The sequence below is a fragment of the Nocardioides exalbidus genome, from assembly GCF_900105585.1.
In the GTDB taxonomy this organism is placed as follows: Bacteria; Actinomycetota; Actinomycetes; order Propionibacteriales; family Nocardioidaceae; genus Nocardioides; species Nocardioides exalbidus.
The window spans coordinates 3,591,851-3,616,612 of the sequence record NZ_FNRT01000002.1; the positions used below are offsets into that span (position 1 = coordinate 3,591,851).

23 protein-coding genes are annotated in these 24,762 nt (G+C 72.3%); 10 read left to right on the forward strand and 13 right to left on the reverse strand.

Annotation, left to right across the window (positions count from 1 at the left end):
• Positions 1-200: 200 nt before the first annotated feature.
• Positions 201-2,273, forward strand: coding sequence for a DNA gyrase/topoisomerase IV subunit B (locus BLV76_RS17510; protein WP_090970668.1), 2,073 nt, complete (start codon positions 201-203; stop codon positions 2,271-2,273).
• A 3-nt stretch (positions 2,274-2,276) separates the two neighbouring features.
• On the opposite strand, the gene BLV76_RS17515 is transcribed toward BLV76_RS17510, so the two are convergent.
• Genes BLV76_RS17515 through BLV76_RS17530 form a run of 4 tightly spaced genes read right to left on the reverse strand, consistent with a single transcriptional unit; the run spans position 2,277 to position 7,815 of the window.
• Positions 2,277-2,771, reverse strand: a complete 495-nt coding sequence (locus tag BLV76_RS17515; RefSeq protein WP_217630381.1) for a beta-class carbonic anhydrase — start codon at positions 2,769-2,771, stop codon at positions 2,277-2,279.
• Positions 2,772-2,814: 43 nt separating this feature from the next.
• Complete coding sequence (locus tag BLV76_RS17520) at positions 2,815-4,548, reverse strand: MFS transporter (protein ID WP_090970672.1); 1,734 nt, start codon at positions 4,546-4,548, stop codon at positions 2,815-2,817.
• Positions 4,545-5,267 (reverse strand): LppX_LprAFG lipoprotein, encoded by a 723-nt coding sequence (locus BLV76_RS17525; protein ID WP_139306617.1) that lies wholly within the window; start codon positions 5,265-5,267, stop codon positions 4,545-4,547. Before BLV76_RS17525 ends, BLV76_RS17520 begins: the two co-directional genes overlap by 4 nt.
• Positions 5,268-5,271: 4 nt before the next feature.
• Positions 5,272-7,815 (reverse strand): DNA gyrase/topoisomerase IV subunit A, encoded by a 2,544-nt coding sequence (locus tag BLV76_RS17530; RefSeq protein WP_090970677.1) that lies wholly within the window; start codon positions 7,813-7,815, stop codon positions 5,272-5,274.
• 132 nt (positions 7,816-7,947) lie between these two features.
• On the opposite strand from BLV76_RS17530, the gene BLV76_RS17535 reads away from it, so the two are divergent.
• The 3 genes from BLV76_RS17535 (at position 7,948) to BLV76_RS17545 (ending at position 12,460) form a co-directional block, all read left to right on the forward strand.
• Positions 7,948-10,668, forward strand: coding sequence for a bifunctional acetate--CoA ligase family protein/GNAT family N-acetyltransferase (locus tag BLV76_RS17535; RefSeq protein WP_245734732.1), 2,721 nt, complete (start codon positions 7,948-7,950; stop codon positions 10,666-10,668).
• Positions 10,669-10,745: 77 nt separating this feature from the next.
• The gene (locus tag BLV76_RS17540) at positions 10,746-11,327 is read left to right on the forward strand and encodes a DUF5998 family protein (protein WP_090970679.1); all 582 of its coding nucleotides are present in this window, start codon (positions 10,746-10,748) and stop codon (positions 11,325-11,327) included.
• On the forward strand, positions 11,324-12,460 hold the full coding sequence (locus BLV76_RS17545; protein WP_090970681.1) for an alkaline phosphatase family protein: 1,137 nt from the start codon (positions 11,324-11,326) through the stop codon (positions 12,458-12,460). Before BLV76_RS17540 ends, BLV76_RS17545 begins: the two co-directional genes overlap by 4 nt.
• A gap of 65 nt (positions 12,461-12,525) precedes the next feature.
• On the opposite strand, the gene BLV76_RS17550 is transcribed toward BLV76_RS17545, so the two are convergent.
• Both BLV76_RS17550 and BLV76_RS17555 read right to left on the reverse strand, forming a co-directional pair.
• Complete coding sequence (locus BLV76_RS17550; RefSeq protein ID WP_090970683.1) at positions 12,526-13,179, reverse strand: thymidine kinase; 654 nt, start codon at positions 13,177-13,179, stop codon at positions 12,526-12,528.
• A 26-nt stretch (positions 13,180-13,205) separates the two neighbouring features.
• Positions 13,206-13,667 carry a hypothetical protein gene (locus BLV76_RS17555; protein WP_090970684.1) on the reverse strand — a complete coding sequence of 154 codons (462 nt, stop codon included), beginning with the start codon at positions 13,665-13,667 and terminating at the stop codon, positions 13,206-13,208.
• 35 nt (positions 13,668-13,702) lie between these two features.
• Here BLV76_RS17555 and BLV76_RS17560 point away from each other — a divergent pair, with 35 nt between their 5' ends.
• Positions 13,703-14,518, forward strand: a complete 816-nt coding sequence (locus BLV76_RS17560; RefSeq protein ID WP_090970686.1) for a sulfurtransferase — start codon at positions 13,703-13,705, stop codon at positions 14,516-14,518.
• 3 nt (positions 14,519-14,521) lie between these two features.
• Here the strand turns inward: BLV76_RS17560 and BLV76_RS17565 are convergent, their stop codons facing one another.
• Positions 14,522-15,355, reverse strand: coding sequence for an MOSC domain-containing protein (locus BLV76_RS17565; RefSeq protein WP_090970688.1), 834 nt, complete (start codon positions 15,353-15,355; stop codon positions 14,522-14,524).
• Positions 15,352-16,335: a septation protein SepH gene (gene sepH, locus BLV76_RS17570; protein WP_090970690.1), complete on the reverse strand. Its 984-nt coding sequence runs from the start codon at positions 16,333-16,335 to the stop codon at positions 15,352-15,354. The genes BLV76_RS17565 and sepH overlap by 4 nt, the downstream gene beginning before the upstream one ends.
• Positions 16,336-16,472: 137 nt before the next feature.
• On the opposite strand from sepH, the gene BLV76_RS17575 reads away from it, so the two are divergent.
• Positions 16,473-17,108, forward strand: coding sequence for a trimeric intracellular cation channel family protein (locus tag BLV76_RS17575; RefSeq protein WP_090970692.1), 636 nt, complete (start codon positions 16,473-16,475; stop codon positions 17,106-17,108).
• A gap of 63 nt (positions 17,109-17,171) precedes the next feature.
• Here BLV76_RS17575 and BLV76_RS17580 read toward each other — a convergent pair whose 3' ends face one another.
• Together BLV76_RS17580 and BLV76_RS17585 are read right to left on the reverse strand one after the other, a co-directional pair.
• Positions 17,172-18,437, reverse strand: a complete 1,266-nt coding sequence (locus BLV76_RS17580; protein ID WP_090970694.1) for a glycosyl hydrolase family 18 protein — start codon at positions 18,435-18,437, stop codon at positions 17,172-17,174.
• 115 nt (positions 18,438-18,552) lie between these two features.
• Positions 18,553-19,875, reverse strand: a complete 1,323-nt coding sequence (locus BLV76_RS17585) for a D-arabinono-1,4-lactone oxidase (protein ID WP_090970696.1) — start codon at positions 19,873-19,875, stop codon at positions 18,553-18,555.
• 43 nt (positions 19,876-19,918) lie between these two features.
• Between BLV76_RS17585 and BLV76_RS17590 the strand changes: the two genes are divergently transcribed.
• The 3 genes from BLV76_RS17590 to BLV76_RS17600 all read left to right on the forward strand — a co-directional run bounded on the left by BLV76_RS17590 (position 19,919) and on the right by BLV76_RS17600 (position 22,337).
• Positions 19,919-21,034, forward strand: coding sequence for a ferrochelatase (locus BLV76_RS17590; protein ID WP_090970698.1), 1,116 nt, complete (start codon positions 19,919-19,921; stop codon positions 21,032-21,034).
• Positions 21,031-21,846, forward strand: coding sequence for an inositol monophosphatase family protein (locus tag BLV76_RS17595; RefSeq protein ID WP_245734733.1), 816 nt, complete (start codon positions 21,031-21,033; stop codon positions 21,844-21,846). The genes BLV76_RS17590 and BLV76_RS17595 overlap by 4 nt, the downstream gene beginning before the upstream one ends.
• Positions 21,847-22,046: 200 nt before the next feature.
• Positions 22,047-22,337 (forward strand): DUF4193 domain-containing protein, encoded by a 291-nt coding sequence (locus BLV76_RS17600; protein WP_056600397.1) that lies wholly within the window; start codon positions 22,047-22,049, stop codon positions 22,335-22,337.
• An 82-nt stretch (positions 22,338-22,419) separates the two neighbouring features.
• On the opposite strand, the gene BLV76_RS17605 is transcribed toward BLV76_RS17600, so the two are convergent.
• The 3 genes from BLV76_RS17605 to BLV76_RS17615 form a co-directional block, all read right to left on the reverse strand.
• Positions 22,420-23,079: a helix-turn-helix domain-containing protein gene (locus BLV76_RS17605; RefSeq protein ID WP_139306618.1), complete on the reverse strand. Its 660-nt coding sequence runs from the start codon at positions 23,077-23,079 to the stop codon at positions 22,420-22,422.
• 340 nt (positions 23,080-23,419) lie between these two features.
• On the reverse strand, positions 23,420-23,755 hold the full coding sequence (locus BLV76_RS17610; protein WP_090972898.1) for a DUF4235 domain-containing protein: 336 nt from the start codon (positions 23,753-23,755) through the stop codon (positions 23,420-23,422).
• Between the two features lie 22 nt (positions 23,756-23,777).
• Positions 23,778-24,230, reverse strand: a complete 453-nt coding sequence (locus BLV76_RS17615; protein ID WP_245734734.1) for a DUF3093 domain-containing protein — start codon at positions 24,228-24,230, stop codon at positions 23,778-23,780.
• Positions 24,231-24,257: 27 nt separating this feature from the next.
• On the opposite strand from BLV76_RS17615, the gene dut reads away from it, so the two are divergent.
• Positions 24,258-24,740, forward strand: a complete 483-nt coding sequence (gene dut, locus BLV76_RS17620) for a dUTP diphosphatase (RefSeq protein ID WP_090970704.1) — start codon at positions 24,258-24,260, stop codon at positions 24,738-24,740.
• Positions 24,741-24,762: the final 22 nt, after the last annotated feature.

The following is a 24,762-nucleotide window of genomic DNA, read 5'->3' on the forward strand; positions in this document are numbered from 1 at the left end:
CGCTGGTGTTGTCCGCATCCGTGGACGAACTGTTGCCGAGCAGCACCCGTCGAGGACGCCCACGCTAGACCGGCCGCAGCCCGACCCGAGGCAGGCGTGCCTCCGTCGTCGTACGGCGTGTCGCAGGTAGTGTCGAGGCGTTCCACGAGAGTGGTTCGTAGCACCCGACCCCGGCAGATTTCACGTACGACAGGACCTCCGTGGCAGCACCCGCAGACAACACCTACAACGCAGCGCACCTGCTGGTCCTCGAGGGCCTCGACGCGGTCCGCAAGCGGCCGGGCATGTACATCGGCTCCACCGACACACGCGGCCTGATGCACTGCCTGTGGGAGATCATCGACAACGGCGTGGACGAGGCCCTGGCCGGCGTCGCGCACCGCGTGGAGGTGACGCTGCACGACGACGGCTCGGTCGAGGTCTACGACGACGGGCGCGGCATCCCGACCGACAAGGAGCCCAAGACAGGACTCTCCGGCGTCGAGGTCGTGGCGACCAAGCTGCACGCGGGCGGCAAGTTCGGCGGCGGGTCCTACGTCGCGACCGGTGGCCTCCACGGTGTCGGCCTGTCGGTCGTCAACGCCCTCTCGTCGCGGATGGACATCGACGTCGACCGTGCGCCGACCCAGCAGGGTCTCTCGTTCCAGCGCGGCGTGCCCGGCGTCTTCGACGGCGACGGCCCGACCGCCCCGTTCACCCCGCAGTCCGGCCTCACCCGCAAGGGCAAGCGCGTCGCCAAGGGAAGGACCGGCACCCGGATCCGCTTCTGGCCCGACCGCCAGATCTTCACCAAGGACGCCCGCTTCGAGATGGACGGCCTGATCGGCCGCGCCCGCCAGACGTCCTACATCGTCCCGGGCCTCGAGCTCGTCATCCGCGACCAGCGCTCGACCGAGATGGTCGAGGAGAAGTTCCGCCACGACGGCGGCATCGCCGAGTTCGTCGAGTTCCTCTCCCACGGCGAGCCGGTCACCGACATCCTGCGGCTCCAGGGCACCGACACCTTCACCGAGACCGTGCCGCTGCTCGACGACAAGGGCCACATGACCCCCCAGGAGGTCGAGCGCGAGCTGACCGTCGACGTCGCGGTGCGGTGGGACACGGCCTACGACACCGAGGTGCGCTCGTTCGTCAACGTGATCGCGACGCCGAAGGGCGGGACCCACGTCGGCGGCTTCGAGGCAGCGCTGACCAAGACCTTCAACGACGCCATGCGCGGCGCCAAGGTGCTCAAGGCCGCCGACACCGACGTCATCAAGGACGACGTGCTCGAGGGCCTCACCGCGGTCGTGACCGTGCGCCTGGCCGAGCCGCAGTTCGAGGGCCAGACCAAGGAGATTCTCGGCACCCCGGCCGCCCGCGGCGTGGTGCGCAAGGTCGTGGCCGGCGAGCTCAAGGCGTTCCTGACCTCGACCAAGCGGCTCGAGAAGGCGCAGGCCAAGCTGCTGATGGAGAAGGTCGCCGGCGCGTCCAAGACCCGGCTCGCGGCCCGCCAGCACAAGGAGAACCAGCGCCGCAAGAACGCGCTCGAGTCGTCCGCGCTGCCGGCCAAGCTCTTCGACTGCCGCAGCACCGACACCGAGCGCACCGAGCTCTTCATCGTCGAGGGCGACTCGGCCATGGGGACCGCGAAGGCGGCGCGGAGCAGCGAGTTCCAGGCGCTGCTGCCGATCCGCGGCAAGATCCTCAACGTCCAGAAGGCCACCGTCGGCGACATGCTGAAGAACACCGAGTGCGCCTCGATCATCCAGGTCGTCGGGGCCGGCTCGGGACGTACGTTCGACCTCGAGGCGGCGCGCTACGGCCGGATCATCCTGATGGCCGACGCCGACTCCGACGGCGCCCACATCCGCTGCCTGCTCGCGACGCTGTTCTTCAAGTACATGCCCGAGCTCGTGCGCGACGGGCGGCTCTACTCGGCCGTCCCGCCGCTGCACCGCATCGAGCTGTCCAACCCGAAGAAGGGGATGGACAAGTACATCTACACCTACTCCGACGCCGAGCTGCAGCGCCGGCTCGCCGACCTGAAGCGGAAGAACGTGCGCTGGAAGGAGCCGGTCCAGCGCTACAAGGGCCTCGGCGAGATGGACGCCGACCAGCTGGCCGAGACCACGATGGACCCGCGCCACCGCACGCTCCGCAAGCTGACGATCGACGACGTCGACGAGGCTGCGCGCGTCTTCGACCTGCTGATGGGCTCCGACGTCGCTCCCCGCAAGGAGTTCATCGTCCAGGGGGCCTACGAGGTCGACGTGGAGTCCCTGGACGCCTAGCTGTCACACGTGCTGGGTCATGAGCCCGGTGTCGACGTCGTAGACGAAGCCACCGACCTTGACGCGGTCGCCGATGAGCGGGTGCGTGCGGACCTTGGCGACGTCCTGGCGCAGCTGGTCGAGCTGGTCGGTCACGACGCCGAACGACGCCCAGCTGGCGTCGACCCCGGCGGACTCGCCGACCCGCACGCGGAGCTCGGCCTCGGAGGCCGAGGCCATGGCGCAGCGGGTGTGGGGGACCACGAGGATCCGCTGGACGTTGAGCAGGTGCACGCCGAGCACGAGCGCCTCGAGCGCCTGGGGGGTGACCCGGCCGCCGGGGTTGCGGAAGATCTTCGCGTCGCCGTACTTCAGGCCGAGCATGCGCAGGGGGTCGATGCGCGAGTCCATGCAGGTGATCAGGCCGACACCGGCGTGCGCCTTGCCGTCGAAGCCGCCGAGGTCGAAGGAGTCCGCGAACTCGCGGTTGGCCTGGAGGAGGTCGTCGAAGTCGCTCACGGGACGCAGGCTAGCGCCTCCGGGTGGCCGCAGGAGGCTCCGCTCAGCCAGCGGATCCCATCGCGTCGCGCACGCTGAGCCGGGTCGGGCCCACCTGGCGGAAGAGCACGAGCGCGAGGACGGCGGCGACGACCGCGCACCCGGCGGCTCCCCAGAAGACGGCGTGCTCCTGCGCGATCCCGGCGACCCGGAGGAGGTCGGAGAACTCCTTGCAGCGGCTCTTGCCGTCGCAGACTTCCTGCACCGGCGGGATCGCGAGCTGCTCGGAGTAGTAGCGGCGCAGGCCGATCGTGGTGAGGGCCGAGATGCCGACGAGCATCCCGACCATCCGGGCGACGACCACGAAGGCGCTGGCGACGCCGTGGGAGTCGTCGTCGGTCGAGGCGAGCAGGGCCGCGTTGACCGGCGCGAGGGCCAGGCCGAAACCGAGGCCGCCGACGACCAGTGCGACGTTGGCGACCGGCTCCTCGATCGTGGTCAGTCCCCACCGGGTCATCAGCACGAAGCCGGCCGCCGCCATCAGCATCCCGACCGCCGTGACGACGCCGGGGGAGACGGCGCGGATGAGGTAGCCGCCCAGCACGGCACCCACCGGCAGGGCGAGCAGGAAGCGCACCAGGACGAGGGCCGCGGGCAGCTGGTCGTCGGGGTAGACGGTGGTGCGGGCGAAGAGCGGGATGTCGATGAGCGCGGCGATCAGCGCGGCACCCACGAAGAAGCTGACCAGCAACGCGCCCCACGCCGGCGTACGACGCAGGGCGCCGCGGGGCACGAGCGGGGTGGCGGCGCGGCGTACGTGCCAGGTGAAGGCCACCGCCGCGACGAACGCGCCGAGGAGGTACCAGCGACCGCGCGGGGAGAACACCTCGATCTTGGGATCGGCCGTGGCGAAGGCCAGGATCACGCCACCGAGGGCGAGCGCGAGGAGCAGCGCGCCGACCAGGTCGGCGTCGACGAGCACGCGACCCCAGCCGCGCAGGTCGAGCAGCGGCCGGGGCGCGAACCAGCTCCACGCGAGGAGCAGCACGAGCGCAGCGATCGCGGTCGCGCCGATCGGGGTGAGCCACCGGCCGTCGCCCGCGAACGGGATGAAGAGCTGGCCCCACGTGAGGTCGCGCATCAGCCCCGGCGGCCGGACGAACACGATGCCGCCGGCGACGAGGGCGACCAGCGCGAGGAGCATGCCGACGAGGTCGGGGATCCTGCGCCGCCGCGCGGAGCCGCGGGGGGCCACGGCCCGGATGGCGGCGGCGAGCACCAGCCCGACGGCGAGGTTGATCGCGAAGATCGCGCGCCAGTCGGAGACGGCGAGCACCGCGGCACCGAAGAGCGGCCCGAGGACCGACCCGATCTCCTGGACCGCGGAGACGACGCCCAGCGGCACGCCGCGCCGCTCGACGGGGTAGAGGTCGGCCACCAGCGCGAGGGTGGCCGGCACCAGCCCGCCGCCGCCGACGCCCTGGAGGAATCGGCCGGCGACGATGCTCGGCATGTCGTAGGCGAGCGTGGTCACGAGCGACCCGAGCGCGAACAGCACGAGGGCCATCACCAGCACCGGGACCCGGCCGCGGAGGTCGGCGATCCGGCCGATGAGGGGGAGCATCGCGACGTAGCCCAGGAGGAAGCCGCTGACGATCGGCGCGGCCCGCTGGAGCTGGTCGATCGGCACCCCGACGCCGGTCATCATGTCGGGCAGCGCCAGCACGACGACGTAGGTGTCGGCGGCGGCGAAGGCGACCGCGACCGCCGCGAGGGCGAGCAGCAGGCGCTGGCTCACGGGGCGGTGATGTCCTTCTCGGTGCCGTAGTCGGCGAAGTCGACGGTGTAGGTCATCGGGTCGGTGTGGGGGTAGAAGACACCCGTCATGGTGGCCTTGCGGAGCTCGCCGTCGTCGGTGACCTGCCACTCCACGTCGAACGAGTCCCCGGCCGAGGACGGGATCACCGCGTCCATCGCGTCACCGGGGACGGTGCCCGAGTAGGTCGTGAGGACCTCCTTGTTGTCCGCGCCGCCGCGCACGCTCTCGCCGACCTCGGGCGACTCGGTGAGCGTCAGCAGGCCCGGGAACCCGTCCTCGCCGATGAGCTGGGACGGGTCGGGGGCGCCGTACTCCTGGGGGTTGACCTTGTTCCAGCCCGGCGTGAACGGCAGCTGGGCATAGACCGTGTCGTCGACGGCGATGACGGGCACGTCGACGTTCTGGCCGGCGAAGACCACCGAGATGGTGCCCTCGAAGGCCGGCGCGTCGGTGATCGTGCCGGTCGCGTTGGCGATGCCCGAGACGCCATCGGGGAGGGCTCCCGTCGCCAGCGTCAGCTCGACGCCGGTCGTCCCGGCCAGCGTGGCCGACGCCTCGGCGAGCACGTCCTCGGGCGACTTCCCCTCCTCGGCCGGCGAGTCGCTGCCGGAGCAGGCGGCCAGCGTCGGGAGGGCGAGCAGGAGTGCGGAGGTGGCCACGGCGAGGCCCCTCTGTCGGGTGTGCAGGCGGCGGGACATGGCGTCAGCCTTCCACAGGGAGGGTCGCGTCACCGGGCTCCTCGACGGACGGGGCCGCGGCGCTGCCCCCGGCCTGGTTGGCAGCCTGGGTGGCGACCTGGGCGGCGACCGGGGAGGCGATGGCGGCGATCGGCTGCGGGGCGGGTACGCCGGAGCCGTCCCGTCGCCCGTCGGCCGCGGGGAGGTCGATGGGCGCGCCGCTCGACGCCGAGGCGCGGGCCGGACCGGGCCCGGCCCAGGCGGCGACGAGCGTGTCCTCGCCCTTGAGGAAGCGGTGGCTGCGGACGCCACCGGTGGCGCGGCCCTTGCCGGGGTACTCGCTGAACGGCGTCACCTTCACCGCACCGGCCTCCGTGCCGGGCAGGGCGGTGGACGAGCCGGACGCGGTGACGACGACGGCGTCGGCCGGGTCGAACGCACCGAAGAAGGCGACCGTCTGGCCGGCGCCGAGCTTGATGCCGGCCATGCCGCCGCCGGCGCGGCCCTGCGGGCGCACGCCGGAGGCCCCGAAGTGGAGGAGCTGGGCGTCGGTCGAGATGAAGCAGAGCTCCTCCTCGCCGGTCGTGAGCTCCACGGCCCCGACGACCTCGTCGCCGTCCTTGAGGCCGATGACCTCCCACTCGTCGCGGCCCAGGACCTCGGGGTTGACCCGCTTGACGATGCCGTCGCGGGTGCCGAGAGCGAGGCCGGGGCCGTCGGTCGGGAGCGAGGTCAGCGCGAGGGCGCGCTCGCCGTTGTCGAGCGAGAGGACCTCGCTGAGCGGCAGGCCGCCCTGGAGGTTGGGGTCGTTGGCGGAGTCGGGGAGCTCGGGCATGTCGAGGACGCCGACCTTCAGCAGGCGGCCGCGGTTGGTGAGCACGCCCACCTCGCCCCGGGCGGTCGTCCGGACGGCGCTCGTCACCACGTCGTGGTTGGCGCGGCCCTCGCCGTGCCCGGGCGCGGACGCGGACGTCGTACGGGCGAGGAGGCCGCTGGACGACAGCAGCGCGAAGCACGGGTCGTCGGCGACCTCGAGGGGCGTGGCGCTCGCGGCGGTGACGGTGGTGCCGGCGGACGCGAGCAGCACGGTGCGGCGCGGGGTGCCGTGCTCCTTGGCGACCTCGGTGAGCTCGTCGGAGACCACCTTCCGGAGCAGCTTCTCGTCGGCGAGGATCGCGTCGAGGTACTCGATCGTGCGCTCGAGCTCGGACTTCTCCTTCTCCAGCTCGATCTTGGAGAACTTGGTGAGCCGGCGCAGCGGCATGTCGAGGATGTAGTCGGCCTGCACCTCGGAGAGGTCGAAGACCGAGATCAGCCGCTCCTTGGCCGCGGCGGCGTTGTCGGAGCCGCGGATGACCTGGATGACCTCGTCGATGTCGAGGATCGCGACGAGCAGGCCGTCGACGAGGTGGAGGCGGTCCGCGGCCTTCTTGCGACGGTGCGTGGAGCGGCGGCGGACGACCTCGAAGCGGTGGCCGAGGAAGACCTCGAGCATCTGCTTGAGGCCCAGCGTGCGCGGCTGGCCGTCGACCAGGGCGACGGCGTTGATGCCGAAGGAGTCCTCGAGCGCGGTCTGGCGGTAGAGCTGCTCGAGGATCGCCTCGGGCACGAAGCCGTTCTTGACCTCGATCACCAGGCGCAGCCCGTGCTCGCGGTCGCTGAGGTCCTTGATGTCGGCGATGCCCTGCAGCTTCTTGGCGAGCACGAGCTTCTTGATCTGCTCCATCACCCGCTCGGTGCCGACGCCGTAGGGGAGCTCGGTCACGACGATGCCCTTGCGGCGCGCGGTGACCGACTCGACGCGGGCCGTGGCGCGCATCCTGAACGTGCCGCGACCGGACTCGTAGGCGTCCTTGATGCCGTCGAGCCCGACGATCTTGCCGCCCGTGGGCAGGTCGGGGCCGGGGACGAACCGCATGAGGTCGTCGGTCGTGGCCTTCGGGTGCGTGATGAGGTGCTTGAGCGCCTGGACGACCTCGACGAGGTTGTGCGGGGCGATGTTGGTGGCCATGCCGACCGCGATGCCGGCCGAGCCGTTGACGAGCAGGTGCGGGATCGCGGCCGGCAGGACGACCGGCTCCATCTCCCGCGAGTCGTAGTTGGGCTTGAAGTCGACGGTGTCCTCGTCGATCGAGGCCGTCATCGCCACCGCGGCCGGCGCCATCCGGCACTCGGTGTAGCGCATCGCGGCGGGGGAGTCGTCGGGCGAGCCGAAGTTGCCGTGGCCGTCGACGGTCGGCAGGCGCATCGACCACGACTGCGCCATCCGGACCAGTGCGTCGTAGATCGCGCCGTCGCCGTGGGGATGGAGCCGGCCCATGACCTCGCCGACGACGCGGGCGCTCTTCACGTGCCCGCGGTCGGGCCGCAGCGACATGTCGTCCATCGTGTAGAGGATGCGGCGCTGGACCGGCTTGAGGCCGTCGCGGGCGTCGGGCAGGGCCCGGGAGTAGATGACGGAGTAGGCGTACTCCAGGAACGACGACTGCATCTCGTCGCGGATGTCGGTGTCGAGGATGTGCTCCTCGAAGTCGTCCGGGAGGGGCTGCTTCGTCGTACGTCGTGCCATGGGCGTCATTGTCCCTGCCCGGGCTGCCGGAGGAGCCGGGGGCACGCCGGGGACGGCCCGTGACCTTCGGTGTCCGCCGGGCGTTGCCGAGGTATGCGCACCGTGGCTGATCCTTGCCGATAGATTGCAGCCGTGACCGAAGCGGACGCCACTGTCGAGGTGGCCACGACTCCGCCGCCCCGCCACTGGGAGGCGGACGTGCTGCTGCGCGACGGTCGCACCGCGCACATCCGCCCGATGCAGCCCGAGGACCGGGCGCTGCTGGTCGACTTCTACGCCCGCGTCTCGGACCAGTCGAAGTACTACCGCTTCTTCTCGCCCATGCCGGAGCTGTCCGAGCGCGACCTCGACCGGTTCACCCAGGTCGACCACCGCGACCGGGTCGCGCTGATCCTGCTCGTCGCCGGCCACATGATCGCCGTCGGCCGCTTCGACACGATCCGCCCCGGCCACGCCGAGGTCGCCTTCCTCGTCGAGGACCGGCACCAGGGCCGCGGGATCGGCCAGCTGCTGCTCGAGCACCTCGCCCAGGCCGGTCGCGAGCGTGGCGTCGAGGAGTTCGTCGCCGAGGTGCTGCCGGACAACCAGGCGATGATCCACACGTTCAGGGACGCCGGCTACCAGGTGAAGAGCGCCTTCGAGGACGGCGTGATGGAGCTGGTGTTCCGGATCGACCCGACCGACACCGCCATCGGCGTGATGGAGCAGCGCGAGCACCGCGCGGAGTACGCCTCGATCGAGCGCTTCTTCTCGCCGAAGTCGGTCGCGATCATCGGCGCCAGCCGCCGCCAGGACACCATCGGCCGCGCCCTCGTGCGCCACCTCGTGCTGGGCAACTTCACCGGCCGGATCCACGTCGTCAACCCGAGCGCCGACTCGGTCTCGGGCATGCCGGCCTGGAAGACCGTCGGGGAGATCCCCGGCGAGGTCGACGTCGCGATCGTCGCCGTGCCGGCCGAGTCGGTGCAGGACGTCGTGCTCGACTGCGCCGCGAAGGGCGTCCACGGCCTCGTCGTCATCTCCTCGGGCTTCGCCGAGACCGGGGAGGAGGGCCGGATGCGCCAGCGCCGGCTGGTCGGCCTCTCGCGGTCCTACGGCCTGCGGCTGATCGGCCCCAACGCCCTCGGCATCATCAACACCGACCCCGACGTCCAGCTCAACGCGTCGCTGTCGTCGGTCATGCCGCCCCGCGGCCGTGCCGGCTTCTTCTGCCAGTCCGGCGCGCTCGGCTCGGCGATCCTCGAGAAGGTCCAGAACCGCGGCCTCGGCCTCACCACCTTCGTCAGCGCCGGCAACCGCGCCGACGTCTCGGGCAACGACCTCCTGCAGTACTGGGAGGAGGACGACGCCACCGAGGTCGTGCTGCTCTACCTCGAGTCGATCGGCAACCCGCGCAAGTTCTCCCGCATCGCCCGCCGGGTCAGCCGCCGCAAGCCGATCGTGGCCGTCCGGTCCGGGCGCAGCTCGCAGGGCGTCCCGATGGGCCACGCCGTCCGCAAGATCGGCGCCCCGCCCGAGGCGGTCGACGCGATGTTCCGCCAGGCCGGGATCATCCAGGTCGAGTCGCTGGAGGAGATGTTCGACGTCGCCCAGCTCCTCGCCCACCAGCCGCTGCCGCGCGGGCGCCGCGTCGCGATCGTCGGCAACTCCGACGCACTCGGCCTGCTCGCCGCCGACGCCGCCAACTCGGTCGGGCTCGTGGTCAACCGCCAGGAGGCGCTGGGCGCCGAGGCGACCGCCGAGGACTTCGAGGACGCCCTCGACGCCGCGATCGACGACCCCGAGGTCGACGCGGTCGTGGCGATCTTCATCCCGCCGCTCAACGTCGCCGGCGCGCGTGAGCAGGTCGCCAACGTGCTGGCCGCGGTCGGTGAGCAGTCCGACAAGCCCATCGTGTCGACCTTCCTCGGCACCGAGGGCGTCCCGGAGCTGCTGCGGGTCCCCGACGTGGCCGGCTCCAGCGCCGGCCGCGGGTCCGTGCCGTCGTACCCCGCCGTCGAGGCCGCCGTCCGCGCCCTCGCCCGGGTCGTGGAGTACGCCGTGTGGGTGCGGGTGCCGCAGACGAGCGTCGGCGAGCTGGTGGGCAACGACCGCGACGACGCGCGCCACCTGGTCAACGAGCTGCTGATGAACCACCCCGAGGGCCGCGACCTGGACTTCGTCGAGCAGCACCGGCTCCTCGGCGCCTACGGCATCGACCTGTGGGACACCTACGCCGTCGAGACCCTCGACGAGGCCACCACCGCCGCCGAGGCGCTCGGCTGGGACGTCGTCCTCAAGGCGACCGCCGACCACCTGCGCGACCGCCCCGACCTGGCCCACGTCTGGCGCAACATCGACGGTCCCGAGGACATGGCCGGCGCCTGGGCCTCCCTCAACCACCTGATCACCGACCCCGACCGGGCCGGCTTCGTGGTCCAGCGCAACGCGCCGCCCGGCATCCCGGTCACCATCAACACGATGGAGGACCCGCTCTTCGGGCCCGTCCTCTCGTTCGGTGTCAGCGGGCCGCTCACCGAGCTGCTGGGCGACCGGACCTACCGGATCCCGCCGCTGGCGGACCACGACGCGCAGGACATGATCCGCGAGATCAAGGCCTCGCCGCTCCTCTTCGGCTACCGCGGCAGCGAGATCGTCGACGTCGCCGAGATCGAGCGGCTGGTCCGCCAGGTCTCCCAGCTCCAGCACGACCTGCCCCAGGTGCGGGCCCTCCAGCTGCCGCTGGTGCTGGCCGGCGCGGACAGCGCCACGGTGCTGGGTGCCCACATCCGCGTGGAGCCGGTGAAGGACCCGCGCTCGGACTGGTTCGTGCGGCGGCTGAGCACGATGCCCGGGGACACCCTCCCCGATTGAGCCCCGGCCGACTGGGCTCCGGCCGATTGGGCTCCGGCCGACTGAACTGCCGCGGCGGGGCGTGACAGACTGCCGTCATGCCCCGCTCCATCCGTGACGCGGACGTCTCCCACGACCTCCGCAAGGCGATCCACCGCACCGGCTACTACCCCGAGGTCGTCGCCGACGGCGTCTTCTCGGCTGCCGGCGGCGAGGAGGTCCTGTCCTACTTCGTGCACCACGAGACGACGTTCGACCACGAAGAGGTACGCCGCCACCTGACCGCGCTGCTCCTCACCCCGACGCGGCTCGTGATCGCGCACACCGACGAGCACCCCGGCGACGACCTGCTCCCGGAGCCCTACACCTCCACGACGACCGAGGCGGTCACGCTCACGTCGATCCGCACCGTGGTCGTGACCCGCATGGTGGCCAACCCGACCAAGGGTGTCGCGCCTCCCGCCGAGGCCGTGCTGACGATCGGGTGGGGCGGTGTCGGCCGGATCGACCTCGAGCCCGCCGGCTGCTCCGACCCCAGCTGCGACGCCGACCACGGCTACACCGGCACGCTGGCCGGCGACGACTACACGTTGCGGGTCTCGGCCGCCGCCGAGGGCGCCGACTCGGTCGCCGGCCTGCTCGCGTTCGCCGAGGCGCTCTCCGCGCGCACCCGGGGATGACGCCTCCCGGGACGCCGGGGGCCTTCACGGCGCCGGCGTACGGCGACCGGTCGCTCGCCGACGTCGTGCCGTCCGTCGGCCGCGCGCTCGGCGTGGCCCTCGACGGCCACCCGGTCGGCCTCGAGCTCCCGCCGGCTCCCTCCTACGTCGTGTTCCTCGTCGACGGGATGGGGGCCGAGCTGCTGGCGCGCTACGCCCACGCGGCGCCGTACCTCTCCTCCCTGCTCGTCGACGGCGCCACCGGCACCGCGGGCGTGCCCTCGACGACGGCCACCTCGCTCACCTCGCTCGGCACCGGCCTGCCGCCGGGCACGCACGGGCTGGTGGGCTTCACGGCCCGGATCCCGGGCACGGACCGGTTGCTCAACCACCTGTGGTGGGACAAGGGGATCGACCCCCTGGAGTGGCAGCCGCACCCGACGGCCCTGGGGAGGCTCGCCCACGCGGGCGTGCACGTCACCTCGGTCAACAAGCGTGACTTCGACGGCACCGGCCTGACGGTCGCGTCCCAGCGCGGGGCGACCTACGTCGGCGCCGACCGCGTGGGGGAGCGGATCGCCGCCACCGTCTCGGCGTCCGCCCACGAGCCCTCGCTGACCTACGTCTACGACTCCGACCTCGACTGGACCGGGCACAAGTTCGGCGTGGCCTCGACCCAGTGGCTGCAGCAGCTCGCGATGGTCGACGCGGAGGCCGAGCAGATGCGCGACGCGCTGCCGTCCTCGACCCGGCTGCTGGTGGTGGCCGACCACGGGATGGTCGACAGCCCGCGTGGCTCGCGGGTCGACGTCGACGAGACCGACGGCCTGCGCGACGGGGTGGCGCTGATCGGTGGCGAGGCGAGGTTCCGGCACCTCTACTGCTCGGCCGGCGCGGTGGACGACGTCGCCGCCACCTGGCGGTCGGTCCTCGGCGACCGGGCGACGGTGCTGACGCGCGAGGAGGCCATCTCGACCGGCTGGTTCGGCGCGGTCGACCCCGGCGTGCTGCCGCGCCTCGGGGACGTGGTCGTCGCCTGCCACGGCGACACGGCGGTGGTCTCGACCCGCGACTTCGCCTACGAGGACACCCTCGTCGGGCTCCACGGCTCGCTCACGCCAGCGGAGATGCTGATCCCGATCCTGGTCGGCTGAGCGGGTCGGCTGATCGGCCGACTTGCCCGTGAGTCTCCTGGAGACTCATCGGCAAGGAGAGCGCGTCAGCCGAAGGGCAGCGGCTCGGGGGCCAGGCTGACGGCCTTGGCGCGCGCCGCGGTGAGGCGACGACGGTGGTGCTGGCGGCAGAGGACCTCGTACGCCACGTCGGCGGGCGGCTCGTCGGCCTGGTCGACGTCGCCGACGACGATCACCTCGCCCTCGACGACCATCGCGCCGTTCTCGGTGCGGGCGTTGTGGGTGGCCCGCTTGCCGCACCAGCAGAGTGCCTCGACCTGGAGGACGTTCATCCGGTCGGCGAGCTCGACGAGCCGGGCGCTGCCCGGGAAGAGCGCGGTGCGGAAGTCGGTGAGGATGCCGAAGGCGAAGACGTCGATCTGGAGCTCGTCGACGACCTTGGCGAGCTGGTCGATCTGCTCGGGCGCGTAGAACTGGGCCTCGTCGCAGATCAGGTAGTCGATCCGGCCGCCACGGGTCAGGGTGTCGACGACGTACTTCCAGAAGTCGAAGTCCGCGTCGACCTCGAGGGCGTCGTGGGTCAGCCCGAGCCGGCTGGACAGCACCGCCGCCCCGGCCCGGTCGTGGGTCGTGAAGATCCGGCCGACGCGTCCCCGGGCGGCGTGGTTGTGGTTGGTCTGGAGCGCCAGCGTCGACTTGCCGGAGTCCATCGTGCCCGTGAAGAAGTGCAGTTCAGCCATGTCGCGGCGATCCTGCCACAGACCGGTCAGGTCGCCGCGGCGGCCGCGCCGCCGTCGCTCGACTGGCGGTTGAGCTCCACGTAGGACACCCAGAGCACGAAGCACCCGGCGCGCGTGTCGAGCGGCTCGGACACCGTCAGTCGTGGCCGCCCGGTGAAGATTCCGGACCGCGTCACCTCACCGATGGGTGTGCCGGCACGGGACAGGGTCAGGCGCGAGGAGAACAACCCGGCAGTCCTCAGGTCGAGCTCGTCCCCGACCGAGATGGTCCAACGGGAGGTGAGGAACCCTGATCGCCGGGCGCCGTAGTGGACCGTCCCCGCCAGGCTCGCGGTGAGCTCGCTGCCGCCCCAACCGTTGGACCTGAACTCCCAGACCTCCGGCCCGATCTCGACCTCTGCGCGCTCGCGGAACCACGAGCGGGAGGCGCGTGCCACCTCGACGCCGTCGGCCTGGATGACGTCGCCTCGCGCCCAGTCGTACTCCATGCCGGCAGCCTCCCACGACGTGGCAGGCTGCTTCCATGACCGACGGCCCCCTCATCAGTCCCGACGAGCTGGCCGAGGTGCTCGGTGGAGTCACCGTGCTGGACGTCCGCTACCAGATGGGCGGCCCTCCCGGCCACGAGGTCTTCGTCGCCGGTCACGTCCCCGGGGCGGCGTACGTCGACCTCGACCGCGACCTGGCCGCCGCGCCCGGCGATGGTGGACGGCACCCGCTACCCGCCGAGGCCGACTTCGAGGCGGCGATGCGCCGCGTCGGCGTCCGCCTCGACCGTCCCGTCGTGGTCTACGACGACTGGCAGGGCCGGGCCGCCGCTCGCGCGTGGTGGCTGCTGCGCCACCACGGCCACCCGGACGTGCGGGTCCTCGACGGCGGCTGGACGGCCTGGCTCGAGGACGGCCACGGTGCGGAGGCGGGGGAGACGAGTCCTGCGCCCGGCGACTTCGCGGTCGCGGCGGACAAGGGCGCCGCGGTGGTCGAGGCCGGCGCGGTCCGCGACGTCGACGTGCTGATCGACGCGCGGGCGCCCGAGCGGTTCCGGGGCGAGACGGAGCCCGTCGACGCGGTCGCGGGCCACATCCCGGGGGCGGTCAACGTGCCGACCACCGACAACCTCGACGAGCGCGGACGGTTCCGCAGCGCCGACGAGCTCCGGGCGACGTACGGCCGGGTCGGCGCCGACGCCGCCGGTTCGGTCGCGGCCTACTGCGGATCGGGCGTCACCGCCGCCCACGACCTCCTCGCGATGCGGGTCGCCGGGATCGAGGCCGCGCTCTACCCCGGCAGCTGGAGCGGCTGGATCACGGATCCCGCCCGCCCGGTCGAGACGGGCTGAGGCTCAGTCGGCCCAGACGTCGTCGCCGACGCTGATCCGTCCGCGGGTCTCCGGCACGAGGTGGGCCGCGAACAGCGTCTTGCCGCCCACGAGCCGGTGCCGGGCGAGCGAGCGGATCGGCTCCTTCGCGGTCTCCAGCGTCTTGAGGTTGATCGTCGTCATCACGCAGCGGCCGGTCGGCTTCGCGACCCGGAACCGCACGCCGCCCACCTCGAGCGAGGTCCAGTGGTCCTCCGCGAAGGGCTCGTCGCCGTCGAGGACGAGGTTGGCGCGGAACCGCTCGATCGGCAGCGGCTCGGGCACTTCCTCGCCGAGCTCGAGGGCGCGCTCGGTGATCCAGTCGTTGAGCTGGCGCAGCGAGGCGAGCGTCGCCACCGTCACCGGGAAGGAGTCCGCGTAGGCCGTGAAGTCCTCGGGTCGCGAGAACTCCGGCTGCAGGTGGCGCCGCTCGGGCTCGTGGCACCAGACCAGGCGTACGTCGTCCCGGCCCAGCGCCGCCGCGAGCCAGTCGTCCGCGTCGGGAGCAGGGACGCCGAAGAGGTCCTGCGAGTGCAGGCGTACGGCGACGGGCTCGCCGTCGGGCACGTCGAGGTCGAGGTCGTCGAGGCCGGCCGCGCGGAGCCTCAGGTCACGGGCGACGGACTGGTCGGTGGTCGGGGTGTCCGCGACGATCCGGAAGGTGTCGTGGACCTCGCGCGCCGAGACCAGCCGGCCCTCGGCGTCGACGAGCATCCACGACCGGTCGTCGGCCAGGCCGCGCGGCAGCACGGTGGCGGAGTCGACCGATCGGATGGCGCCGGACTTGAGGGGGTGGACGTTGAGCTGGAGCAACCTCACCGCTCGCTCGGCCCTCCGCCGAACATGATCTCGTCCCAGCTCGGCACGGAGGCGCGGCCACGCTTCTTGGCCGGGCGGCGCGGCTCGGGGGCCTCGGTGGCCGGCTCCTGCTCGGCCTCGGCGGGCGCTGCGGGCTCCGCGGCAGCATCGTCGTCGAGGTAGGCCTCGACGGGCTGCTCGGTGCCGAGGTCGGCACCCGTGAGCTCCATCGTGGTCTCGGTGGCGGACACCTCGTCCGCGTCCGCGGCGGTGTCGACCTCGGCGTCACCGACCATCTCGAGGGCGTCGTCGCCGAGGGGGACGTCCTCCTCGACCGCGCTCAGCCGACGCTGGCGGGCCACGGCGAGGTCGTCGAACGCCGCCGGCTCGGCGGGCGCCTCGGAGGCGGCGGCGGGGGTCGCGTCGCCGACGAGCCAGCGCGCGTCCTCGTCGTCGACGGTGACGAAGTTGCCGCGCGGGTCGTGGGAGAAGGTCGCCGTGCCGAGCCGGCCGGCGACGTCGTACAGCCCGGTGAGGGTCCAGCGGCCGTCCTCGCGGCGCCACGCGTCCCACTCGACGGAGCTCGGGTCGACGTTGTGCGCGCGCAGGTGCGCGGTGACGGCCTCACCGAGCGTGCGGGCGCCGGACTCGGTCGCGCGGCGACGCACGGACGCGAGCTGGGCACGCTCGGCGACGTGGGCGCGCTCGGCCAGCACGGGGGCGGCGAACGGCATGATCTTCTCGACCGACGTGCCGGCGGCGTGGGCCACCGCCTCGGGCGACTCGCCCGCGCGGATGCGCGTCTGGATGTCTCGGGGGCGCAGGCTTGATTCCATCGGGATCTCCAACTGGCCGTTCGGGTGGCCGGTGGTGTCGGGAGCGCCGGTGAGGGCGCGGCGGAGCTTCGTGTCGATGGCCAGGGTGTGCTCCTGGCCCGACTCGTCCACCAGCAGCAGGCGCTTGCCGTCCCCGCTGCGTCCGGTGAACGTCAGCTTGGCCATGGACGGCGGGCTCCTGCCTGTGTGGTGGGGCCGGACGAGGGTGTCATCCGTTCGGACGACCCTACGCCAGCGGACCGTGCCGTCCGGGTACGCGCGCCGTGTGACGAGGGTCGATCGAGTGGGCCTAATCTCGGCTGGTGCTCGACACCGACTACGCCACCACGCTCGTCGTGCTCGACCTCGTCGGCATCTTCGTCTTCGCGGTGACCGGCGCGCTCGTCGCCGTGCGCAAGAACCTCGACCTCTTCGCTGCCACCGTGCTCGCCGGGGTGACCGGTCTCGGCGGCGGCTTCATCCGCGACGTGCTCATCGGCGCCACCCCGCCGGCCGCGCTCGCCGACTGGCGCTACCTGCTCGTGCCGGTCACCGCGGGAGTGCTGACGTTCTTCCTCCACCCGGCCATCGGTCGCGTCGAGCGCTTCGTCACGCTGTTCGACGCCTGCGGGCTCGCGCTCTTCTGCGTCACCGGCGCGCTCAAGGCCGTCGACTACGGCCTCGGCCCGCTCCCGGCCGCCCTCCTCGGCATGGTCACCGGCATCGGCGGCGGCGTCATCCGCGACGTCCTCGCCGGTCGCGTACCGGTGATCTTCGAGGGCGTCCTCTACGCCACCCCGGCGCTCGCGGGCGCGGCGGTGGCGGTGCTGCTCGACCGCAGCGACCTGCCGTTCATCGTCGTCGTGGTCGCCGGGGCAACCACCTGCCTCGGCTGGCGCCTGCTCGGGCTCGTGCGCGGCTGGCGGGCACCGCTGCCCAGGGGGCCGGCGAGCGTCTGACCTGCGCCCTTGCCCGTGAGTCTCCCAGAGACTCACGGGCAAGGCGCGCACCCGGTGCCGGCGTCAGCAGGCGCCCTGGTCGGTCCAGACGTACCAGTCCTGCACCTTCGGGGTTTCGCCCTGCGTCCACCACCGCGCCTGCCAGCGGTGGCCGGCGTAGGACACGACGGCGCCGCCGTTGTACGCCGTCGCGGCGGTCCAGGCCGGTACGCCGTCGCACCCGGCCGGCGTGGTCGGCGGGTCGGTCGGGTCGGTGGTCGGGGGAGTGGTGGGCGGCGTGGTGACCCCACCACCGTCGCCCAGCGAGTCGAGGTGCCCGCCGACTGTCGTGGCGAAGGCGTAGCCGTTGGTGGCGTCCCAGTTGATCGACCACGTCATCGCGCCGCGGATCGTCGGGTAGGTGTCGGCGGGGATGTAGCTGCCGCAGCGCTGGCCGGTGGCCAGGCAGTCGAGGGCCTGGTTGACCACGTCGGGGGCGACGTAGCCGCTGCCGGCCGCCTGGGACGTCGCCGGCAGCCCGAGGCCGACCTGGTCGGCGCGGAGGTGGCCGTCGAGCAGGATGTCGGCGAGCGCGGTCTGGAAGTCGACGGTGCCGGCGCTGTAGACCTTGCCGTCGCGGCCGAGCATGCTCCCGGAGTTGTAGTACTGCGTGTTGACGACCGTGATCAGGTCGGCGACCTGGTCGATCAGCGCGAGGTAGGAACCGCCGGGCTGCACGTAGATCGTCTCCGGTGCCATGGTGAGCGTGTAGCCGGGCTCGGCCGCGTCGATCGCACGCAGGGCCTCGGTCATGTGCTCGAGGTTGGGCGCGTTCTCGAGGTCGATGTCGACGCCGTCGAAGCCGAACTCGTCCATCAGGGCGACGGTCGACTCGGCGAAGGCCTGACCGGCGGCGGCGTCGTCGAGGTGGACGGTGCCGTTCTGGCCGCCGACGGAGATGATCACCTGCCGACCCTGGGCGTGCAGCGTGGCGATGTCGGCCTTGAAGGCGGCCTCGTCGTAGCCGCCGAGGGCGGAGCCCAGCGCCGGGTCGAGGGTGAAGTCGATGGCCCCCGCCCGGGTCGTGACGGCGTCGGCGAACGCGACGGCGACGATGTCGTACTGCTGTGGCACGTCGCGCAGGCGCATCACGCCCGAGCCGTTGTCGAAGTTGTGCCAGTAGCCGGTGAGGACGTGATCGGGCAGCGCGGCGGCCGCGGTGGGTGCTGCGGTGTCGGCGGCCTGGGACGGACCGCCGAGGGCCGTGAGGGCGCCGGCTGCCACGGTCAGCGTGGCGGCGACGGCGGTCACGGCCGCGCGCAGGGGACGGGTGGGTGCGTGATGGCTCATGAGGGCTCCTGGTGGTGCTTCCGAGACGGAGTTAGTTCATTGAGGTAACAAAACAAGCACCTCGACCGTACTGCGGATCGGCCGCCACGTGAAGGGCCCGGGAGGCGGTGCCCGGTCAGTCGCCCAGCACGCGACGGAGGTAGGCGTTGGCGAAGAGCCGGTCCGGGTCGAGCCGGTCGCGCAGCGCCAGGAAGTCGTCGAAGCGGGCGTACGCCGGCGCCAGGTCCGCGGCCGTGCGCGTGTGGACCTTCCCCCAGTGCGGGCGCCCACCCGCCTCGCGCAGGATCGGCTCGAGGCCGCCGAAGTACGCCACGTGGTCGGTGTCCTGCGGCACGTGGAAGGCCAGGTAGAAGCTGTCGCGGCCGTGGGCGGTCGACATCGCGATGTCGTCGGCGGGCGCGGTGCGGATCTCGATCGGGAAGGCGATCCGCCAGTCGCTCGACTCGATCACCCGGCGGCACTCGCGGAGCACGTCGAGGCCGACCTCGCGCGGGACGGCGTACTCCATCTCCCGGAAGCGGACCCGGCGCGGCGTCACGAAGACCCGGTGCGCGAGGTCGCTGTAGCGGCGCTCGGAGAGCGCCCGCCCGGCGACCCGGTTGATCCGCGGGACGAGACCCGGGGCGAGCGACCCGACCCGGCACAGGCCGCCGAAGACGGTGTTGGAGACGAAGTCGTCCTCCCACCAGGCCGCGAGTGCCGAGGGCGGCTCCTGCTCGCCCGGGTCGAGGTCGGTGCGCACGTTCTGCTTGACCATGAGCCGGTCGGTGTGGGGGAACCAGTACATGTCGACGTGGTGGGCGGCCGCCACCATCTCGTCGTACGACCCCAGCGCCTCGTCCCACGTCATCGGCTGCTCGTGGGCCTCGATCACGAAGAGCGGCTCCACGTGGAAGGTCAGGCTGGTGAGGATACCGAGGGCGCCCAGGCCGACCCGGGCGAGCTCGAGGACGTCGGGGTTCTCGGTCGCCGAGGCGCGCACGACCTCGCCGGTCCCGGTGACCAGCTCGAGCCCGGCGAGCTGGGCGGCGAGGCCGGCCGCGGTCCCACCGGTGCCGTGCGTGCCGGTCGACGTCGCCCCGGCGAGGGTCTGCTCGGCGATGTCGCCCATGTTGTGCAGGCTCAGGCCCAGTCCCTCGAGCGCGAGGTTCAGCTCCTTCAGCGGGGTGCCCGCGCGGGCGGTCACCGTCATGGCTTCGCGGTCGACGTGGAGGATCCCGGACAGGCCCTCCGGGCGGAGCAGCGTGTGCTCGGGTGCGGCGATCCCGGTGAAGCTGTGACCGGTCCCGGTCATCTTTACCGTTGCGCCGCGCTCGCGGGTGCGGCGTACGACGTCGACGACCGCGTCGACCGACGTCGGGGTCTCGACGTGACGGGGCACGGCCTCCTCGAGGCCGGACCAGTTGCGCCATCGGTGTCCCTGCACGGGGGTGCTCATGCCCGCACGCTAGAGGATCGTGGGCCGTGTCTACGCTGGCGACATGAATCCCGCGGGTCCCCCCGACGTCCTGCCCTACGACGCCCTCCTCGTCCTCTCCTTCGGGGGACCCGAGAAGCCCGACGACGTGGTCCCGTTCCTGGAGAACGTGACGCGGGGGAGGGGGATCCCGCGCGAGCGCCTCGCACAGGTGGGGGAGCACTACTTCCTGTTCGGTGGCAAGAGCCCGATCAACGACCAGAACCGGGCGTTGATCGCGGCGCTGGAGAAGGACTTCGCCGAGCACGGGATCGACCTGCCGATCTACTTCGGCAACCGCAACTGGGACCCGTACCTCGCGGACACGCTGGCCGAGATGACGGCGGACGGCGTCGAGCGCGCCGCGGTCTTCACGACGTCGGCGTACTCGTCGTGGTCGTCGTGCCGGCAGTACCGCGAGAACCTCGCCGACGCGGTCGCGGAGACGCCCGGGGCGCCGGTGCTCGACCGGCTCCGGCAGTACTACAACCACCCGGGCTTCATCGAGCCCGCGGTCGACGCGGTGCTCTCGTCGCTGGCGACGCTCCCGGGTGGCGGGGACTCGGCGCGGCTGGTGTTCGTGACGCACTCGATCCCGACCGAGATGAACGACACCAGCGGCTCGGAGGACCCGGCCGGCCAGCCGCGACCGGCGTACGTCACCCAGCACCGCAGCGCGGTCGAGGAGGTGGCGCGGCGGGTGCGCGAGGCGACCGGGCGGGTGCACCGCCACGACCTCGTCTACTGCTCGCGCTCGGGTGCGCCGTCGACGCCGTGGCTCGAGCCCGACGTCAACGACCACCTCGAGGAGCTCGCGACCGATGGGGTCGACCAGGTGGTGATGGTCCCGATCGGCTTCGTGTCGGACCACATGGAGGTCATCTACGACCTCGACACGGAGGCCATGGCGACCGCGTCGCGCCTCGGCATCCAGGCTGTCCGCGCCGCGACGGCGGGGGTCGACGAGAGGTTCGTGGCGATGGTGCGCGAGCTGGTCCTCGAGCGAGCGGCGGCGGAGCGAGGTGAGTCGCCCGTACGTCCGGCGCTGGGCTCGATGATGGCCGGTCCCGACCGCTGCGGGGTGGGCTGCTGCCCGAACCCCAAGGGTCCCCGGCCGGCACTGTGCGGGATGGACTCGTGAGCGCCTCCGTGTGGGCCGAGCTCCGCGACGTCGCGCTCACGGTCGGGCGCGAGGCCGCGACGCTGGCCCGCCGGATGCGCGACGAGGGCGTCGACGTGGCCGACACCAAGTCGAGCGCGACCGACGTCGTCACCCGAGCCGACCGGGCCGTCGAGGAGCTGCTGCGCACCCGCCTGCTCGAGCTGCGTCCCGACGACTCGATCCTCGGCGAGGAGGGGGACGACCACGCGGGCACCAGTGGCGTGCGCTGGATCGTCGACCCGATCGACGGCACGGTCAACTATCTCTACGGCCTGCGCGACTGCTCGGTCTCGGTGGCTGCCGAGGTCGACGGCGAGCTCGTGGCTGGAGCCGTCGTCGGCATCGGGGTCGACGTGGTCTACGCCGCGGCCGTCGGGCACGGTGCGACGCGGGACGGCAAGCCGATCTCGGTGAAGCCCAGCCCGCCGGTGGGGCAGCGACTGGTCCACACCGGCTTCGGCTACCGGCCGGAGGTGCGCGCGCACCAGTCGGCCTGCCTGGCCTCGCTCCTGCCGCGTGTGCGCGACATCCGGCGGATCGGCTCGAGCTCGCTCGACATCTGCCACGTCGCGGACGGGTCGGGGGACGCGTACGTCGAGGAGGGGCCGATGCCCTGGGACTGGTCCGCCGCGGCGGTCGTCCTGCGCGAGGCGGGGGGCCGTTTCGACGTGCTCCCCGGCACGATGGACCTCGACGGGTGGCCCGAGCGGAGCGTCGTCGTGGCGACTCCCGCCGACGGGTGGGACGCCTTCGTGGAGGTGCTCCAGGAGACCGGCTTCCTCGCGCGCTGAGTCGCCCGAACAGGTGGTCGGATCCGTCGTCCGCACGGGGGAATAGTGAGACGGCCCCCACTGTTCATGCGACACGTCGCGGACCGGCTCACCACGGAGGCGGTTCATGGTGCACAATCTGGCGCCGACGACGAGCACAACTGGTCTCGTCCCCGCCGCGATCCGGCGAGAGCGAGCCACAGCATGGGGAGAGGGATTCGATGGCTACCGATTACGACGCACCGCGCAAGTCCGAGGAGGACCAGAGCGAGGAGAGCATCGAGGAGCTCAAGGCCCGCCGCCACGACAAGAACTCGGGCAAGGTCGACGAGGACGAGACCGAGGCGGCCGAGTCCTTCGAGCTCCCCGGCGCGGACCTCTCGCACGAAGAGCTTGCCGTCGAGGTCATGCCGCGGCAGGACGACGAGTTCACGTGCATGAGCTGCTTCCTGGTGCACCACCGGTCGCAGCTGGCCGATGAGAAGAAGCTCATCTGCCGCGACTGCATCTGAGACTGCACCACCTCGAACGCGACAGCGCTCGTCCTCCGCGCGGGGGCGGGCGCTGTGTCGCGCCCGGGCCCTGACGCGGCTGTCAGGCCGCTCGCTGCCGGGCCAGCCGTCGTGCCTCCCGCAGCTCGTCGAGGTGCTCGGCCTCGGCGGCGAGCTGGTGGAGGGCCGGGTGGTCGTCCGGCACGCCCCACGTCCGCCTCTCCCAGGCCTTGGCCAGGCCGGTGCGGTAGCGGATCGAGGGGTCGCGTCGCCGACGTGACCGGTCCCTGATCGTGAAGTAGGCCACGGTCGTCATCGAGCGTTCGGCGCGGGGGACCCACCAGCCGGTGGCCCGGAGGTCGGTGTGGGCCGGGAAGCGACTCCCGCCGTGCTTCCGCGCGCAGTCGGCGCGCATCGGACCGACCTGCTCGCCGGTGTCCTCGTCGTGCACCGTCGCCCGGAGCCGCGCCATCCCGAGCATGCGCTCGACGACGCGCACCCGCGGGCACGTCCGTCCCGTCTCCCAGCGGGCGACCACCGACTGCGACACCCCCAGCAGCGCTGCGAGCCCGCGCTGGGAGACGTCGAGGATCCGCCTGATCCGTCGCACCATGCCGGGCATGCCGCCGGAGCGCGGCCCCAGGAACCAGTACTCGCGCTCCGCCTCGGTCCAGCAGGCCATCGAGTCCCACGTCGCGGGATCCGGCCCTGCCGCGGTCGCCTCGTCGTCCTTGCCCGGATGATCGCCGTGGGTGTCGTTCACCTGTCGCTCCTGCCTCGTCGTGGTCGTCGTACGACCCATGACAAAGCAGCCCGGCGACAGTGGCGCCGCGTTCTCCACAGCTGCGGTGCGAGCGGCTTGCAACGGCGCCCTGTGGACGGTTGGTGGCCCGGAACGGTCCCGCGAAGGGCCGGCTCGGGCTCCTCCACGGCCCTCCTTCCGCACGCTTGCCCGTGAGTCGCTCAGAGACTCACGGGCAAGTGCGGAGGGCGCGGGGGATGGAGACAGGGCGAAGAGGCCGTGAGTCGCTCAGAGACTCATCGGCAAGGGCGCGCGGTGGGGCTCGACGGGCCCGGGCCGGCAGCGGCGGGCCGAGGACCGCTCAGGACTCGGGGGCGGGCGCCCGGGAGGCGTCCTGGCCGTCCTTCTTGAGCTGTCCGGGGAGGTGGCCGGTCGAGCGGGCGTAGTAGTGCGCGGCACGGCGGGTGGCCAGCATGCGGGCGACACCGATCAGCGTGCCGCTGAGGGTGGCCCACATGATCGCCTCGCCGATGCTCACGTCGGGGTCGGCGGGGTTGGCGGGCGGGTTCTTGCCGGTCGCGGCACGCCAGGAGGTGTTCAGCGCCTTCTTGACCACGCTCGCGGCGCCGAGGGCGGCCACCAGCGACAACGCCGAGTAGACCTTGCTGTTCGAATCCGCGGAGCTCTTCTTGGCCATGACGACCACCCTACCCAGCGCCTCAGCTGGTCCGGGCCGCCTCTAGGGCTGAGACGAGCAGGTCGGGGCGACGGCAGCTGACCAGCCAGTACGGCGCGGGGTCGGCGGGGTCGGTGATCTCGACCATGACGCCGCGCTTGAGGTAGGGCCGCAGGAGGAGGTACGCCCGGGCGTCGGCGTCCACGCCGGCCTGGCGTCGTACGCCGTCCGCGTCGAGGGCGGTCGCGGTGCCGAGGTACTCCAGGGCGATCTGTGCCCGACCGGCCCGGAAGGTGGTCCGGTCGACGGACACGCGGGCGCCGCCGTAGCGCACGAACAGCGTCACCATGGCCGCGAAGGCCGCGGCCGTGACCAGCCAGGCGATGATCTCGTTGTCGGGGGTGGCGACCAGCACGGCCAGCCAGACGGACGCCACCAGCATCATTCCCTGCACCCACCAGCGCAGCGGAACGGTGAGGCGTTCGGCGTAGTCCACGGCGCAGAGCCTATAGATTCACTCCTCGTGCCCGACCACGACCTCGACCCTGGGCGACGAGTCGATCTCGACATCGACGTCGTCCGCCTCGACCCGGACCTGCCGCTCCCCACCTACGCCCACCCGGGCGACGCCGGAGCCGACCTGCACACCACGATCGACGTCAGCCTCGCTCCCGGCGAGCGGGCGCTCGTGCCGACCGGTCTCTCGATCGCGCTTCCTGACGGCTACGTCGCGCTCGTGCACCCCCGCTCCGGGCTCGCGGCACGTCACGGGCTCTCCATCGTGAACACGCCCGGCACGGTCGACGCCGGCTACCGGGGCGAGATCAAGGTCATGCTCATCAACCACGACCCCGCGGAGACCGTGGCGCTGCAGCGAGGCGACCGGATCGCCCAGCTGGTGATCCAGCGGTTCGAGCGCGCCCGGTTCGTCGAGGTGGGGGTGCTGCCGGAGTCGGTGCGCGGTGACGGGGGCTACGGTTCTACGGGTACCGGTGCGCGTCCGTGAGCCGGTTCGCTGACAAGGAGAT

Bases quoted from the DNA above. Each gene is read 5' to 3' on its own strand.
- BLV76_RS17525 (WP_139306617.1), bottom strand. From the start codon at position 5,267: ATGTCCCGCCGCCTGCACACCCGACAGAGGGGCCTCGCCGTGGCCACC.
- BLV76_RS17530 (WP_090970677.1), bottom strand. From the start codon at position 7,815: ATGGCACGACGTACGACGAAGCAGCCCCTCCCGGACGACTTCGAGGAG.
- BLV76_RS17540 (WP_090970679.1), top strand. From the start codon at position 10,746: ATGCCCCGCTCCATCCGTGACGCGGACGTCTCCCACGACCTCCGCAAG.
- BLV76_RS17545 (WP_090970681.1), top strand. From the start codon at position 11,324: ATGACGCCTCCCGGGACGCCGGGGGCCTTCACGGCGCCGGCGTACGGC.
- BLV76_RS17550 (WP_090970683.1), bottom strand. From the start codon at position 13,179: ATGGCTGAACTGCACTTCTTCACGGGCACGATGGACTCCGGCAAGTCG.
- BLV76_RS17555 (WP_090970684.1), bottom strand. From the start codon at position 13,667: ATGGAGTACGACTGGGCGCGAGGCGACGTCATCCAGGCCGACGGCGTC.
- BLV76_RS17560 (WP_090970686.1), top strand. From the start codon at position 13,703: ATGACCGACGGCCCCCTCATCAGTCCCGACGAGCTGGCCGAGGTGCTC.
- sepH (WP_090970690.1), bottom strand. From the start codon at position 16,335: ATGGCCAAGCTGACGTTCACCGGACGCAGCGGGGACGGCAAGCGCCTG.
- BLV76_RS17580 (WP_090970694.1), bottom strand. From the start codon at position 18,437: ATGAGCCATCACGCACCCACCCGTCCCCTGCGCGCGGCCGTGACCGCC.
- BLV76_RS17585 (WP_090970696.1), bottom strand. From the start codon at position 19,875: ATGAGCACCCCCGTGCAGGGACACCGATGGCGCAACTGGTCCGGCCTC.
- BLV76_RS17590 (WP_090970698.1), top strand. From the start codon at position 19,919: ATGAATCCCGCGGGTCCCCCCGACGTCCTGCCCTACGACGCCCTCCTC.
- BLV76_RS17600 (WP_056600397.1), top strand. From the start codon at position 22,047: ATGGCTACCGATTACGACGCACCGCGCAAGTCCGAGGAGGACCAGAGC.
- BLV76_RS17610 (WP_090972898.1), bottom strand. From the start codon at position 23,755: ATGGCCAAGAAGAGCTCCGCGGATTCGAACAGCAAGGTCTACTCGGCG.